This window comes from Vibrio sp. RM-69-4, from assembly GCF_024743775.1.
GTDB lineage: Bacteria > Pseudomonadota > Gammaproteobacteria > Enterobacterales > Vibrionaceae > Vibrio > Vibrio anguillarum.
Genome location: NZ_JAMQXI010000060.1, coordinates 33,421 through 47,695, shown reverse-complemented (window position 1 = coordinate 47,695; position 14,275 = coordinate 33,421). Strand labels below are relative to the sequence as shown.

Below are 14,275 nucleotides of genomic sequence, written 5' to 3'. Positions count from 1 at the left end.
CTGAAAGCAGGTTTGTGATATTCCTGTTGTTTCTTTTGGTTTGAAAATTAGTGCGTGGCTCTGATTAAACTGCTTTAAGGATTGTCTGTAGTTATTTTAATCATGATACTGATGAGTCGTGGCGTTTTTACGGTCAGATAATACCTGTCGAATGCGGCCTAATAAAAGCTTATTGTGTTTAATGTCTATTAAATACAATGAGTTATGTTTGGTTCGGATTTTGGGGTTATTGATTTTTAGTGTTTAAAGTAGCTCAGGAATGGGTGATGCCTCTTGGTTGTTAATTCGTTTTCATCCCTTGTTATTTCGTTGTTCTTGTTTTCGTTGTGAAAATTATTTCGTGATCACCGTCATTAAAATGAAAGTGAATTCTTTTAATTTGAAATACAAAGTGGAAGTATAAATACGTACTTTGACACTAAGCCAATAACAACAATGAGGTTTGATTATGGAATGGATAATTCACGGAGCGGAATGGTTTATCGGACTATTTCAAAAAGGAGGAGAGGTGTTTACGGGGATGGTAACCGGTATTTTACCTTTACTAATTACACTGCTGGTGGCGATGAATGCGCTTATCCGATTGGTGGGTCAAGAACGAGTGGAGAAACTGGCACAGAGTAGTGCTGGCAACCCAATCTCTCGCTATTTGATATTGCCAGTTATCGGCACCTTCATTTTCTGTAACCCGATGACATTGAGTCTCGGTCGTTTTTTACCTGAACGTTATAAACCTTCCTATTACGCGGCGGCTTCATATAGCTGTCACTCGATGAATGGTTTGTTTCCGCACATTAACCCTGGTGAGTTGTTTGTCTATCTAGGTATTGCTAGTGGCCTGACAACGCTCGGTCTGCCGCTTGGACCTCTTGCGGTTAGCTATTTGTTGGTTGGTATGGTGACGAATTTCTTCCGTGGGTGGGTCACTGACTTCACTACAACTATGGTTGAACGTCAACAGGGTGTTCAGTTAGAGCGTCAGGTTCACGTAGGTTAATGGGGCAATAAAAATGACGAAAGTATTACGTATACAGAAAGGTAGTGGCGGTTGGGGTGGCCCATTGGAGTTGCCGATCGAAGCCGATAAAAAGGTGTTTTACATTACGGGTGGTACTCGCCCTGCGATTGTCGACCGTATTGTTGAGCTTACCGGTTATGAAGCGGTTGATGGTTTCAAAACTAGTGTGTCCGATGAAGAAATTGGTGTTGCGGTCATCGACTGTGGTGGAACATTGCGCTGCGGTTTGTATCCAAAAAAACGGATACCGACAGTTAATATTCACGCTACGGGTAAAAGCGGACCATTGGCTGAATTCATCACCGAAGATATTTATGTATCGGGTGTGCGTGAGCGTGACATTCAGCTAGTAGGCAGCGAGGGGGGATCAATGCAACCACCACCACTAAGAGATGAACTCTCGAACGAGAATCTGGCGACAAACAAATACGATACGAGTAAAAAACTAACTCAGCAAAGTGACAGCTTGTTGGCTCGGATCGGCATTGGGATGGGTTCGGTGATGGCGATTTTCTACCAAGCTGGGCGTGAAGCCATTGACACCATTTTGAAAACGATTTTGCCGTTTATGGCATTCGTCTCCATGCTGATTGGGGTGATCATTGCCTCTGGTTTGGGCGATGTGATCGCGCATGTATTGACGCCTTTGGCGCAAAACCCACTAGGGTTAGTAACGCTCGCGTTGATCTGCTCGTTCCCGTTGCTTTCTCCATTCCTTGGCCCCGGTGCGGTTATCGCTCAAGTTATTGGTGTATTAGTCGGCACCCAAATTGGTCTTGGCAATATACCACCACATCTCGCGTTGCCCGCTTTATTTGCCATCAATGCTCAAGCGGCTTGTGATTTCATCCCGGTTGGGTTGGGTATGGCAGAAGCTAAGCCGAGAACCGTTGAAATAGGTGTTCCTTCGGTACTGTATTCACGCTTCCTTACTGGCGCACCTACCGTTCTACTGGCTTGGTTTGTGTCTCTATTTATCTATCAATAGGGGGTTAGCAATGTCGCCACTATATCAAGTCAAGATCGAGAGCATTGGTGAGTTTGCCAATAGTGCGTTGGAAGACGATATGATGATCATCTTCAGTAATATTGCCCCAAAAGATGCGGCAGAGTATTGCTTCATCCACTCGCATGACGCACTCAAGGGGAATATCAAACCCGGTGGTGTGATGCAATTGGGAAGGTATCAGTATCCGATTACAGCGGTTGGTGAGGTGGTCAATCAAAACCTTGCAGAACTTGGGCACATTACCATACGGTTTGATGCCTTAGTTGAAGCTGAATATCCGGGTTGTCTTCATGTCAATGGTGAACGACCTCAGCAAGTGCGCTGCGGTGATGAAATTGTCTTTTTAAATTAATAGTCAGTATGGGTGCTCTATGCCTACGATGGGGCACCCTCTAAGTAAGGTGTAAGTTATGAGTAAAGTTGCGTTAGTGGTTGGTGGTGGTCAGACTCTAGGTGAATTTCTGTGCTTAGGTTTGGCTAATGAAGGTTACCGAGTTGCGGTCGCCGATTTAAATGGTTGCAGTGCTGAAAAGGTGGCTAATAGAATTAATCAAGAATACGGCCAGGCTACAGCACAGGGTGTGGAGGTAGATGCCACCAAAGAGCAAAGTGTAGTGAATATGGTTAGGCAAATAGATGAATTTTTTGGACGGATTGATCTGCTGGTTTACAGCGCTGGCGTAGCTCAGGCTGGCAAGATTGACGGTTTTCCACTGACTGCTTGGCAGCTATCGATTGACGTAAACCTAACGGGGTATTTCCTCTGTGCACGAGAAGTATCAAAAGTAATGATTCGTGAACAACGTGGTGGGCGCATTATTCAGATCAACTCAAAGTCGGGTAAAGTGGGTTCAAAGCATAACAGTGGTTACTCAGCGGCCAAATTTGGTGGGGTTGGCCTGACTCAGTCACTTGCGTTAGATTTAGCGGAACACAAAATCACGGTGCATTCTTTGATGTTGGGTAACTTGTTGAAAAGCCCTATGTTCCAATCACTGCTACCTCAGTATGCGAAAAAATTGGGTGTACCGGAATCAGAGGTTGAACAGATTTATATCGATAAAGTACCACTTAAGGCAGGATGTGAATATCAGGATGTTCTTAATGTACTGAAGTTTTACGCCAGCGATGAAGCCGCCTATTGTACTGGTCAATCGATCAATATCACGGGTGGTCAGGTAATGTTCTAATCCATCCCCCATGGATTAAGCCCTATGCTCCTAGAATAAGGGCAGCTTATATTGGGCAGGCGTTATGCTTGCCCCTTTTTGACAAGAGGTATGAGATGGACTCAACAACTGTACTTATTTATTTTGCTGCAGGAGCTTGGATGATACAGATCGTCTTAGGTTATTTGCAGATTCGATCTTTTAATCGGATGCTTCAATCTATGACTCATAAAGGGAAAGTCAAGATAGGCCGCACCCAAAGCCGATGGAAACCGCGTACCGTACTGGTGTTGGTTGAAGATGAAGATCAGCATGTTGTAGATGCCCAAGTGATGAAGGGTATTTCTGTATTTGCTAGACCAAAGACACTAGATCAACTCATTGGTCAATCACTACCTATCCCTGAATCACTCATATTTCAACTGGATTCTAATGTTCAAGAAGCGTTAAACGTCGCAATTTCTAGGCAGTAATGAAAGAATGTTCCCCCTTTTCCTTTTAAGTTGAAAGGGAACTATTGTAAACTGCTATCAGTTTAATAATGAAGTTGATGCTATGAATTTAGATAACAGAAGAGCGCAGTTGCTGGATTATCTGCGTGTTAATGGGAAAACGTCAGTGAATGATCTGGCCGATACTTTTGAAACATCCGGAGCTACAATACGCAGTGATTTACGTTCGTTAGAGGAAGAAGGGCTTGTTATTCGCCGTTACGGAGCAGCTGAAGCTTGTATCGCTAATAGTGTCATTTTGGAAGACCGTTCGATGGATGAAAAGCAGACGGTGAACCTTGAACGTAAATGCTTAATCGCTAAAGCCGCTTCACAACTGGTCAAGGATGGGGATTCGATCATTCTGGACTGTGGCAGTACCACACTGCAGATGGTGCCGCATTTTGAACAGGTGATGTCACTGACATTGATGACGAACAGTATTCACATCGTAAACGCAGTAGCGAATTTGGATGCGGAACATACTGTATTGGTTCCGGGCGGAACGTATCGCCGAAAATCAGCGTCTTTCCATGGCACGCTGGCAGAGCAAGCATTTAAACAGTTTTCTTTCGATAAACTCTTTATTGGTGCTGATGGTTTTGACCTCGCGCAGGGAACAACAACCTACAACGAAGCGTATCAAGTCAGCCAGGCGATGTGCCAAGCAGCCAATCAGATCATTGTCGTGACCGATTCAAGTAAGTTTGGCCGTCGTAGTCCTAACGTGGTGGTTCCGCTAGATAAAATCGATATAGTTGTCACAGATAACCTTATCGCAGCAGAGGATCGGACGTATTTGGAAGAGAAAGGTATCCAAGTGATCACCGTTGGCTCCTAAGTCACTCCATAAACCCCATTTATGAAAGGAGGCCAGTTGGCTTTCTTTTTATTTTGTCGCCGATTTCAATTTTTTACTTTTAAAATAAAAGTTATCGGTGATTGAATTCACGCTTTTCTCTTTTGCCTCTTTTTCAACATATCAATAACGGAAACACTCCAACTATCCCCACATAATTTAAGAGCCGAAGGTATGGATTGGATAATCGAGGGAGCGGAATGGTTTATTGGTCTGTTTGAGAAAGGCGGTGAAGTGTTTAGCGAAATGGTGGCACAAGTACTCCCAGTGCTGATCTGTTTATTAGTTGCCATGAATGCGCTGATCCGTTTTATTGGCCAACAGCGCATAGAAGTGTTAGCTCAGAAAAGTGCGTCTAATCCTATATCTCGCTATTTGCTCTTGCCGACAGTAGGAACCTTTGTTTTTTGTAATCCCATGGTGCTCAGCCTAGGGCGTTTCTTACCTGAAAAGTACAAACCTTCTTATTATGCCTCTGCCTCCTACAGTTGCCACACCATGAATGGTATGTTCCCTCATGTAAATCCTAGTGAATTGTTTATTTATCTAGGCATTGCCGCTGGGATCACTCAACAGGGCTTATCGCTCGGTCCTCTCGCTATTTCCTATTTGCTGGTTGGCTTAGTGACCAACTTTTTACGCGGTTGGGTAACCGATATGACGACTATGTTTGTGGCTAGACAACAAGGTGTAGTATTCAGTGATAAAGTCGATCTTAACGTGGTTGAGGAAAAATGATGACGGTATTGAAAGTAAACCGAGGGCAGGGTGGATGGGGTGGCCCGCTATTCATTCCGGTTGAGGTTGACAAGAAGATCATCTACATCACAGCAGGGACTCGTCCCCATTTTATTGATGAGATAGTGGCGTTGACGGGCATGCAAGCGGTTAACGGCTTTGAACATTTTGTTCCCGATGAACGAGTCGCTTGTGTAGTGATTGACTGTGGTGGCACATTGCGTTGTGGGCTTTATCCCAAAAAAGGTATTCCGACATTAAATATCCATGCTACAGGTCAAAGTGGCCCTTTGGCACAATATATTCAGGAAGATATTTATGCATCTGGCATACGCAGTGGTTGTTTTTCCTTGGTAGATGATCACAAAACCACGTTTTGTGAGCCAATCCTATCTCAGCCCCAATCCATTGACACGACGAAGAAGCTTAGCCAACAAACAGATAGCTTACTGGCTAAAGTGGGGATCGGTATGGGCTCGGTGATGGCGACCTTTAATCAGGCTGGGCGTGAAACCATTGATACCGTACTTAAAACCATTCTGCCTTTTATGGCGTTTGTTTCAATGTTGATTGGGGTTATTCTCGCGTCTGGGTTAGGTGATTTCATTGCTCATACTTTGGAGCCATTAGCAGGGAACCCGATCGGTTTACTGACGATTGCCTTGATCTGCTCATTTCCGTTTCTGTCACCCTTTCTTGGACCAGGTGCGGTGATTGCGCAAGTGATCGGTGTACTTATCGGGACTCAGATCGGTATGGGAAATATCCCACCGCACTTAGCATTACCCGCTTTGTTTGCCATAAATGCTCAAGCTGCTTGTGATTTCATCCCTGTAGGGCTTGGCCTTGCAGAAGCTAAGCCCGAAACGGTACAGGTCGGTGTGCCTTCGGTACTTTACTCTCGTTTTCTTACAGGTGCGCCAACGGTGTTGATTGCTTGGCTTATCTCATTCTTCATTTATCAGTGAGGGCATATGCTTCAGTATCAAACGACGATTTTGTCCGCTGGCGATTATGCTAAAGACTCACTGCATGATGATATGGTGATTTTATTCGGCTCGAGCGCCCCTGATGCGGTGAAAGAATATTGCTTCATACACTCGGGATCTTCGTTGTATGGATTGATTGACCACAACACCACTTTATTAATTGGGGATCTCGGTTTTGTTGTGACGGCAGTCGGCAGTGTGGCGAACCAAAATCTTGCGGAGCTTGGGCATGTAACACTTAAATTTGACGGTCAGCGAATCCCAGAATTGCCGGGTACCATCCATTTACTCGGTCCTAAATTAGAAGTGCTTCAACATGGTGATGTGCTGATGTTTGGTTAAAATGGTGGAATGTGGCTTGATTGTAATTAGGCATATCTAAGAAAAAAGGCTCCTGTTTTAAAAGGAGCCAAATAGCTGGTGTTAGCTATGGAGAAAAGATTGTTAAGTACCATGATGTTTTAAAATTAGGGGTTTTAAATATTGGTCAAATTCTGTTCACTGTAGAAATCAAAAATATGGCAAAATGTGGTATTGAGGTTAAAACGCATTGTTTTTCCAATATGAGCAGTTGTAATGGTTTGATCGTTGACTCTTGCTATCAACTCCTTACCTGCCACAGTAAAATAGAGATATTTTTCGTTCCCCATATTTTCAACAACCGTCAATGTGCCTTCAACGGTATTGATAGTGTCGTGTTCTGCTGCTAAATGAATATGCTCAGGGCGAATGCCAAAACAGACAGGTTTATTGATATATTGTTGTAAGGCGATTTGCTTCTCATGTGGAATAAACATGCGAACATTGGCGGCAATGTCTATATAAAGCTGTTCGTTTTCTGAGCGAATCACAGTGTCGACTAAATTCATGGCAGGTGATCCAATGAAACTGGCCACAAACTTGTTGGCTGGATAATTATAAAGATTGGCTGGCGTATCAACTTGCATAATCCGGCCCTGGTTTAATACGCAAATTCTATCACCTAACGTCAAGGCTTCAGTTTGATCGTGAGTGACATAGATCATCGTTGCGGGTGTGCCTTCTTCTTTGAGTGATTGATGCAATTGGGCAATTTTCACACGCATTGAAACCCGAAGCTTTGCGTCCAAATTGGATAGTGGTTCGTCAAAAAGAAAAACATCAGGCTTGCGAACGATTGCCCTCCCTACTGCTACTCGTTGGCGTTGTCCACCCGACATTTCTTTGGGTTTACGATAGAGCAATTCGGTAATTTCTAATTTTTCTGCCGCTTCTTCTACTCTTTGTTTAATTTCATCTTTAGGCCTTTTTTGCATTTTTAATCCAAAGGCCATATTGTCAAAAACTGTTTTATGAGGGTATAGGGCGTAATTTTGAAACACCATAGCGATACCACGTTCTTTAGGGGGTAAATCGTTAACAATTTGGTTACCGATACGAATCTCCCCACCGCTAATCCCTTCTAACCCGGCAATCATTCTGAGTGTGGTTGACTTTGCGCAGCCTGATGGTCCAACAAACACCATGAATTCGCCATCATGGATATCTAGATCAATTCCGTGAACGGCTTTAAAGCCGTTCTCATACTCTTTTTCTATTTTTCGTAAGCTAACAGTAGCCATGAATTTCTCCGTGTATTGTATTGTGCAAGCAGTTATTTACATTCAGAAATCATGACTAAACGTGGTGTTTTATCGTCGGCTATTTGTACCGTCCATACGTATTGTCCATCTTTCGGTAGCATGACGACTGTATTTTTGGCAAAGCCAGCACGCTTGAGTTCTTTGACTTGCCCTACCGTTAGCGTTAATCCTGCGGCTGTATATTGAGGGTTCCAGCTCATTGTGGCGAATTGCAAGCTCACGTTTCCTGCCTTTTCGTTACTTACTACTTGATAAATGCCGTCACCTTTGTAACCCATCTGGCGGTTATCCATATGAAGCCATTGCCCATCAGCAAAGGTTCCAACAACAAATATGGATGGGCGGATAGGGCCTCGTTCTTCTAATGTAGGTAAGTCACATTGAGAGAATCTAGGGTCTACATTTTGTACTGAGTCGTTTTGTTGGGTAGTGGTGCTGGCACAACCAGCGAGCAATACAGCCAGTGTTGCTGCGATAAGTAGAGAGCTTTTCATCGTAAATGCCTTCATTGGTAATGTAAAATATTTGAGTGACAGATGATCATAAGATTTTTTTTTGCAGTAATTTAGAAAGCCAACCTCGGTGTGTTGATTTAGATTTATGAATTTCAAAGTGCTGGGTTATTTTATTGAGAACCGCAAGGTTCTTGTAATAGGCTTTTGCCTCCTTCGCGGGATAACCAAATAAGTCACTTTTCTCTGGAAAAGAATGACTTACGCCAGATTTGGCTTTAATTACTGAGTAGCTGCCAATGGTGACGTGCCCAGCAGTACCCGCTTGGCCGTGAACCACGACGTGATCACCAAGAGTGGTATGCCCTGCAAATCCAGATTGTGAGATGAGCAGACAATGTTTACCTATTTGGCAGTCATGCCCAATTTGGATTTGGTTATCGATCTTGGTTCCTTGGCCAATAACGGTATCGCCGAGTGTTCCTCTATCAATGGTATTATTGCAACCAATTTCTACGTTGTCGTGAATAACTACTCTGCCGATGCTTTCAACGCGTTGGTAGGCTCCATCTTTCACTGCCATATATTCAAAACTGAAATTGCCAATAGAGTTATTAGAATCGATAGTGACATTATTTCCAATAATTGTGCCTTCTTTGATCACTGTATTAGCATGAATAGCGACGTTATTACCGATAGTCACACCATTCATAATCTTCACACCAGGCATGAAATGGCAGTTTTCACCAATTTGACAATGTTTTCCAATATAGACATCGTCGATGGTTGCGGTGTTCCCTTGATCAAATAATTGATACATCTGTACTTTATAATAACGCAGCAGTTTGTTGAGAGTATTTGCATCTAAATGTTCAATAATAATTTTGGTTTTGACAGTGCTGCTACAAATCGCGGCCGGACCAATTAAAACATCTGCTGTAGTTTCAGAAATTGAATGTATGTCTTTTTTAGAAAAAACAATCGCTAATCCGCCAGCTATCTGTGGCGCATTTACTGGTCGAATTGTATCAATCGATATAGACGCATCACCTTCAATTTTACCGGAGATCAACTGCGCAATTTCTGAAACATGGATCATTTTAGCCTCTTTGAATGGATTAGAAACGATATAGAGCTTGAAGATAAATAGTGTGCTGTGTTAGCTCGCTTTCATTTTTTGCTTCCCAACCCGCCAGTTTACTTTTTTCTTCTACTTCATTAGCAAATTCGTATTCTCCTTTAACTAACCAGCTGTCACCTACAGCTTGTTCATAGCCTAAAGTGGCTTTACGAATATCTTTGAAGTAGTCAACATTAGCGTTCCCACCACCGCTGTTGCTGGCATTATTGGTTTCATTGTCACCGAGACGAGCTCTTACATAGAGCGTGCCTGCGTCATCAAAACTATATTGTACGACGGGTTCAATATATTTCTCGGTAAAATCACTGATCTCATTGATATTTCCGTTAGATTGGTAATCCTCATTATCTTTGATTTGGTAGTACATTTCCAAGCCAAGTTCCCAGTTACCAAACCGTTTATAGGGTCTGAATAAAATGCTATACCCAGTTTCTGTTCGTTCACCCCATTCGCTTTTATCTTCTTTGCTATAGAGATACTCCAAATTTGAATAAAAACCCCAACTGTATTCATTATTCCAGTAGGTCAAATAAGGTCGTAAACTGTGTTCTGCTAAATTTTTACGTAAACCACTTACATAAGGTGAATAAACTTTGCTGTCTGTATATTCCAATTCATAAATTAAGCCTGTCGCCCAACCGTTACTTAAGTCGTAACCCTTATTGAGTGAAAATAGATGCTTTAATCCATCTTCATTTTCGTGGTAACTGCCCTCATGTTGCTCTCTATTTTCTATTTTAAGGGCATACAAAGCGGTCATATTCCATTTGGCATTGTTGTAGTACACGCCAAAGGCTTCATGGGTGGTCGTTTTTTCCTTTTTATCTATGCCAGTAAAGCCATTGGTAATTTTGTCTTCGTATTCAAGAGAAGTTCCTACATGGCCTCCAAACTGAAGCGCTTGGTCAAAAAAGCTATCTTCAGGGTTTAAACCATGCTCACTGGCAGCGAAAGCGGGAGTAGAAACAGCGATTGCTGTTGCTACGGATATAGCAAGTAACGTTCTTTTCACGATAGGTCCTTATCAACCTATTTAAGGTTGTAAATCGTAGTTATAATATAGATGAATGTTTAGTAGTTCACTGTGAACGCCTAAATATTGTTCTGCATATTAATAAATTTTTCCTCCTAAGCATTCTATAAGTGAGAAGTTGGTCACTTTTAATTGCTTATTATAGAGATTTAGATCACGAATTTACTTCTTTGTCGATTAGTTTAAGGGAGGTCTTTACGCGTTTTTGCCTTGTGGCTCTACTTGGTGACGTCTTGTTTAGGTTTTCGCATACGCCCATTCAAGTGTTTTTAAATAAGGTTTGGTGATTGAAATCACAATTTCCTGTGGTATGAAGATGATAGTGGTTGACTTAAAATCGGCGACATTTAACCTAGTAGTATCTTTTGTACTACCATTGGTGTTGATATGAGAAATAGATGGATGAAAACAGTATTAGCTGCAACTTTGATTTGCTCAGCTTCTATTGTTTCTGCTGAGACGATTACGCCGGAAATAGACTCTGAATTATTGATTTGGACAGATAACACGACGCTCGACTATATGAAATATGCCGCCGACCAATTCAATCAAGATTTTGGTTACAAAGTTAAATTTACATTTCGTGGTTTAGCTCCGATAGACGCTGCATCGCGAATGATTCAAGACGGCGGATCCGCACGCGTTGCGGATGTGGCGGAAATAGAGCATGACTTATTAGGAAGGTTAGTAGTTGCTGGTGGGGCGATGGAAAACTTAGTTTCAGTTGATCGTATGAAACATAACTTTATGCCAAATGCTATTTCTGCAATGCAATATGGTGGAGCCAGTTATGGTTTCCCTGTCAGTTATGCGACGTTGGCGCTCTTTTATAACAAAGATTTGTTACCTGAAGCACCCAAAACATTTGAAGCACTGATTCGCTTTGGCGAGATATTTAATAATGTAAAAGAGAACAAATACGCTTTATTGTGGGATGTGCAAAATTATTATGAATCTCGAATGTTTTTAACCCTTTATGGCGCTTATGAATTTGGGAATAAAGGGACAGATGCTAAAGATATCGGGATCAATTCTGAATTAGCGCAAAAAGGTCTTTTGGCCATGAAAACATTGCAAGCGGCTAATAGTTCAAACCCGATTGATATGCGTAACCCGCAAGTTCGCCGTGGTTTATTTTCCGAGGGTAAAGTGGCCGCAATTATTGATGGTCCTTGGGCAATTCAAGGCTATGCCGCGAGCGGCGTAAACTATGGGGTCATGCCGATTCCCACTCTAGAAGGTCAGCAATTACGTACTTTTTCAACAGTTAGGCTTGCAGTGGTATCGACATACAGTGAATACCCAAAAGCAGCGCAACTGTTTGCTGATTACATTGCGTCTGACAAGATGCTGATGAAGCGATATGAGATGACGAAATCCATTCCACCCGTTCAATCGTTAATGGAAGAGATCATTGTCGATGCAGATGAAGCCACTTACGCCATCATCGCTCAGGGATTCTATTCCGATGCGATGCCATCGATTCCTGAAATGGGTTATTTGTGGTCTCCCATGGCCAGTGCTATCACCGCAATGTGGGTAAATGGTAAAGAGCCAAAGTCAGTGCTGGACCATGCTCGAGCAATAATTGAAGAGCAGATTGCATTTCAGGAGTAAGCATGTTGTTAGCCAAAACTCAAAATAGACTCCATTTCCTCAGTTCAATGTTGATCATGGGTACAACGCAACTTGCACATAAACATTGGGTGAAAGGCATCTTTCTTTTTACGGTTAATGTGTTGTTTTTGTTTGCGCTGCCTAACCTTATTTTGGCGCTCAAAGGTTTGGTTTCTTTAGGCGATGTGGTACAAGTTCGGCAAGGTTTTCAAGTTATCCAAGGCGATAACTCCATTCATATGTTGGTGGAAGGTGTTATTGCTGTCATTCTGATGCTCTGTTTCATTACTACCTATATTCTGAACGTCAAAGATGCTCAATCTTGTACATTGTGTAAGCTGAATATTCGTGGGCAAATTCAATCCATTTATAATAAACATTTTGCATTCATCGTACTTTCTCCCGCTTTGATAGTGACTATTGCGTTTATTATTCTGCCTATCGCAATTACGGTACTGGTTTCATTTACGAACTATTCAGCACCTCATCATATCCCCCCTAAGAATTTAGTGGACTGGGTAGGGTTAAGAAATTTTTGGACATTGTTTGAGCTGAAAATTTGGTCAAATACATTTTTTGGTGTTGCTTTATGGACGGTTGGATGGGCAGTCGCTGCAACAATTTGTACTTGCGGTTTTGGCTTCTTGCTCGCTCTCGCCTTAGAGAATCGGAACATTCAAGCGAAAAAACTCTGGCGGTTTGTCTTTATTCTCCCTTATGCCATTCCCGCATTTGTTACCTTACTAATGTTTCGCTTATTACTGAATGGAATTGGCCCGGTAAACGCCACTTTAAATAGTTGGGGATTCGATTCTATTGCATTTTTATCTGATCCATTTACCGCCAAGATAACAGTAATTGCCGTCAGTGTCTGGGTTGGGGCGCCTTATTTTATGCTGTTGATTGCTGGGGCATTGACCAACATTCCTCGTGATCTCTATGAAGCCAGTGAAGTCGATGGGGCAAGTAAATTCCAGCAGTTTCAAGAGATAACGTTGCCGATGGTATTGCACCAAGTCGCCCCCTCACTAGTCATGACATTTGCTCATAACTTCAATAATTTTGGAGCGATATTCTTGTTGACTGAAGGCGGGCCGATCAATCCTGAATACCGTTTTGCTGGACATACCGATATTTTGATCACTTGGATTTACAAATTGACCTTGGACTTCCAGCAATACCAGATTGCTTCTGTTATTTCGATTGTAATCTTCCTATTCCTGTCCGTAATTGCTATTTGGCAGTTCCGCAGAATGAAATCCTTTAAAGATGATGTGGGGATGTAACGATGAATCGACTTGCTGAAAAACTAGGGACGCTATTGGTCTATCTGTTCTTGTTACTGAATGCTTTGTTAGTGTTAGGGCCGGTTGCCTGGACTATTCTCGCATCGTTTAAGCGTGGCAATAATCTCTTTAGTACCTCATTTAGTGATATTACGTTTACGCTGGACCATTATCGTGCGTTATTTACTGATACACCTTATTTAGATTGGTATATCAATACGTTGATATTAGCCACCGCCAATATGGGAATTTCACTCATTATTGTCACCATGACGGCTTATGTTTTTTCGCGTTATCGATTTAAAGGTAAACGTAATGTAATGATGGGGATTTTAGTGCTGCAAATGTTCCCCGCATTTTTATCGATGACGGCAATTTACATTCTATTATCAAAAATGAACTTAATTGACACCTACGCTGGGTTACTGTTTGTGTATGTAACCGGGTCGTTACCATTTATGACTTGGCTCGTAAAAGGGTATTTTGATGCGTTACCAACCTCATTAGATGAAGCGGCAAAAATTGATGGAGCAGGGCACATGACGATTTTTCTGGAAATCATCCTGCCATTAGCCCGCCCCATTTTAGTGTTCGTTGCTTTGGTATCATTCACGGGGCCTTGGATGGATTTCATTTTGCCGACGTTGATTTTGCGTAGTGAAGAAAAAATGACCTTAGCCATTGGGATCTTCAGTTGGATTTCATCAAACTCAGCCGAGAACTTTACGCTGTTTGCCGCAGGATCTTTATTGGTAGCGATACCTATCACGTTGCTTTTCGTAGTAACTCAAAAACACATCACCACGGGCCTTGTTAGCGGCGCGGTAAAAGAATAATTCTTAGGTACATTT

General features: G+C 42.3%; 16 protein-coding genes. 12 read left to right on the top strand and 4 right to left on the bottom strand.

What is annotated here, in order from left to right; genetic code table 11:
* The first annotated feature begins 448 nt into the window (after positions 1-448).
* The 9 genes from NB504_RS08930 to NB504_RS08890 all read left to right on the top strand — a co-directional run bounded on the left by NB504_RS08930 (position 449) and on the right by NB504_RS08890 (position 6,615).
* Positions 449-997 carry a glucitol/sorbitol-specific PTS transporter subunit IIC gene (locus tag NB504_RS08930; protein ID WP_309303442.1) on the top strand — a complete coding sequence of 183 codons (549 nt, stop codon included), beginning with the start codon at positions 449-451 and terminating at the stop codon, positions 995-997.
* Positions 998-1,010: 13 nt separating this feature from the next.
* A complete protein-coding gene (locus NB504_RS08925) occupies positions 1,011-2,006 on the top strand; it encodes a PTS glucitol/sorbitol transporter subunit IIB (RefSeq protein WP_258428675.1) in 996 nt (331 codons plus the stop codon).
* Between the two features lie 10 nt (positions 2,007-2,016).
* Positions 2,017-2,379 (top strand): PTS glucitol/sorbitol transporter subunit IIA, encoded by a 363-nt coding sequence (locus NB504_RS08920; protein ID WP_013868507.1) that lies wholly within the window; start codon positions 2,017-2,019, stop codon positions 2,377-2,379.
* A gap of 58 nt (positions 2,380-2,437) precedes the next feature.
* A complete protein-coding gene (gene srlD / locus NB504_RS08915; protein WP_105976839.1) occupies positions 2,438-3,217 on the top strand; it encodes a sorbitol-6-phosphate dehydrogenase in 780 nt (259 codons plus the stop codon).
* A gap of 95 nt (positions 3,218-3,312) precedes the next feature.
* Positions 3,313-3,669 carry a transcriptional regulator GutM gene (locus NB504_RS08910; protein ID WP_013868509.1) on the top strand — a complete coding sequence of 119 codons (357 nt, stop codon included), beginning with the start codon at positions 3,313-3,315 and terminating at the stop codon, positions 3,667-3,669.
* A gap of 82 nt (positions 3,670-3,751) precedes the next feature.
* Complete coding sequence (locus NB504_RS08905) at positions 3,752-4,528, top strand: DNA-binding transcriptional repressor (protein WP_013868510.1); 777 nt, start codon at positions 3,752-3,754, stop codon at positions 4,526-4,528.
* 192 nt (positions 4,529-4,720) lie between these two features.
* The gene (locus NB504_RS08900) at positions 4,721-5,284 is read left to right on the top strand and encodes a PTS glucitol/sorbitol transporter subunit IIC (RefSeq protein WP_017045367.1); all 564 of its coding nucleotides are present in this window, start codon (positions 4,721-4,723) and stop codon (positions 5,282-5,284) included.
* Positions 5,281-6,252 (top strand): PTS glucitol/sorbitol transporter subunit IIB, encoded by a 972-nt coding sequence (locus tag NB504_RS08895; RefSeq protein ID WP_309303441.1) that lies wholly within the window; start codon positions 5,281-5,283, stop codon positions 6,250-6,252. The genes NB504_RS08900 and NB504_RS08895 overlap by 4 nt, the downstream gene beginning before the upstream one ends.
* Positions 6,253-6,258: 6 nt before the next feature.
* Positions 6,259-6,615, top strand: coding sequence for a PTS glucitol/sorbitol transporter subunit IIA (locus NB504_RS08890; protein ID WP_258428674.1), 357 nt, complete (start codon positions 6,259-6,261; stop codon positions 6,613-6,615).
* Positions 6,616-6,749: 134 nt separating this feature from the next.
* On the opposite strand, the gene NB504_RS08885 is transcribed toward NB504_RS08890, so the two are convergent.
* From NB504_RS08885 to NB504_RS08870, 4 genes are read right to left on the bottom strand one after another with little or no spacing between them, the layout of a single operon-like run.
* Positions 6,750-7,874, bottom strand: coding sequence for an ABC transporter ATP-binding protein (locus NB504_RS08885; protein ID WP_064626698.1), 1,125 nt, complete (start codon positions 7,872-7,874; stop codon positions 6,750-6,752).
* Positions 7,875-7,906: 32 nt separating this feature from the next.
* Entirely contained in the window at positions 7,907-8,389 is a 483-nt protein-coding gene (locus NB504_RS08880) for a glycosidase (RefSeq protein WP_047691240.1), read from the bottom strand.
* Between the two features lie 46 nt (positions 8,390-8,435).
* Positions 8,436-9,446: a UDP-3-O-(3-hydroxymyristoyl)glucosamine N-acyltransferase gene (locus NB504_RS08875; protein ID WP_094125752.1), complete on the bottom strand. Its 1,011-nt coding sequence runs from the start codon at positions 9,444-9,446 to the stop codon at positions 8,436-8,438.
* 19 nt (positions 9,447-9,465) lie between these two features.
* Positions 9,466-10,500 (bottom strand): porin, encoded by a 1,035-nt coding sequence (locus tag NB504_RS08870; protein ID WP_047691245.1) that lies wholly within the window; start codon positions 10,498-10,500, stop codon positions 9,466-9,468.
* 408 nt (positions 10,501-10,908) lie between these two features.
* Between NB504_RS08870 and NB504_RS08865 the strand changes: the two genes are divergently transcribed.
* The 3 genes from NB504_RS08865 to NB504_RS08855 are packed head-to-tail and all read left to right on the top strand — an operon-like array spanning position 10,909 to position 14,260.
* Complete coding sequence (locus NB504_RS08865) at positions 10,909-12,138, top strand: maltose ABC transporter substrate-binding protein (protein ID WP_013868518.1); 1,230 nt, start codon at positions 10,909-10,911, stop codon at positions 12,136-12,138.
* Between the two features lie 2 nt (positions 12,139-12,140).
* Positions 12,141-13,424, top strand: a complete 1,284-nt coding sequence (locus NB504_RS08860) for a carbohydrate ABC transporter permease (protein ID WP_258428673.1) — start codon at positions 12,141-12,143, stop codon at positions 13,422-13,424.
* A 2-nt stretch (positions 13,425-13,426) separates the two neighbouring features.
* On the top strand, positions 13,427-14,260 hold the full coding sequence (locus tag NB504_RS08855; RefSeq protein WP_258428672.1) for a sugar ABC transporter permease: 834 nt from the start codon (positions 13,427-13,429) through the stop codon (positions 14,258-14,260).
* Positions 14,261-14,275: the final 15 nt, after the last annotated feature.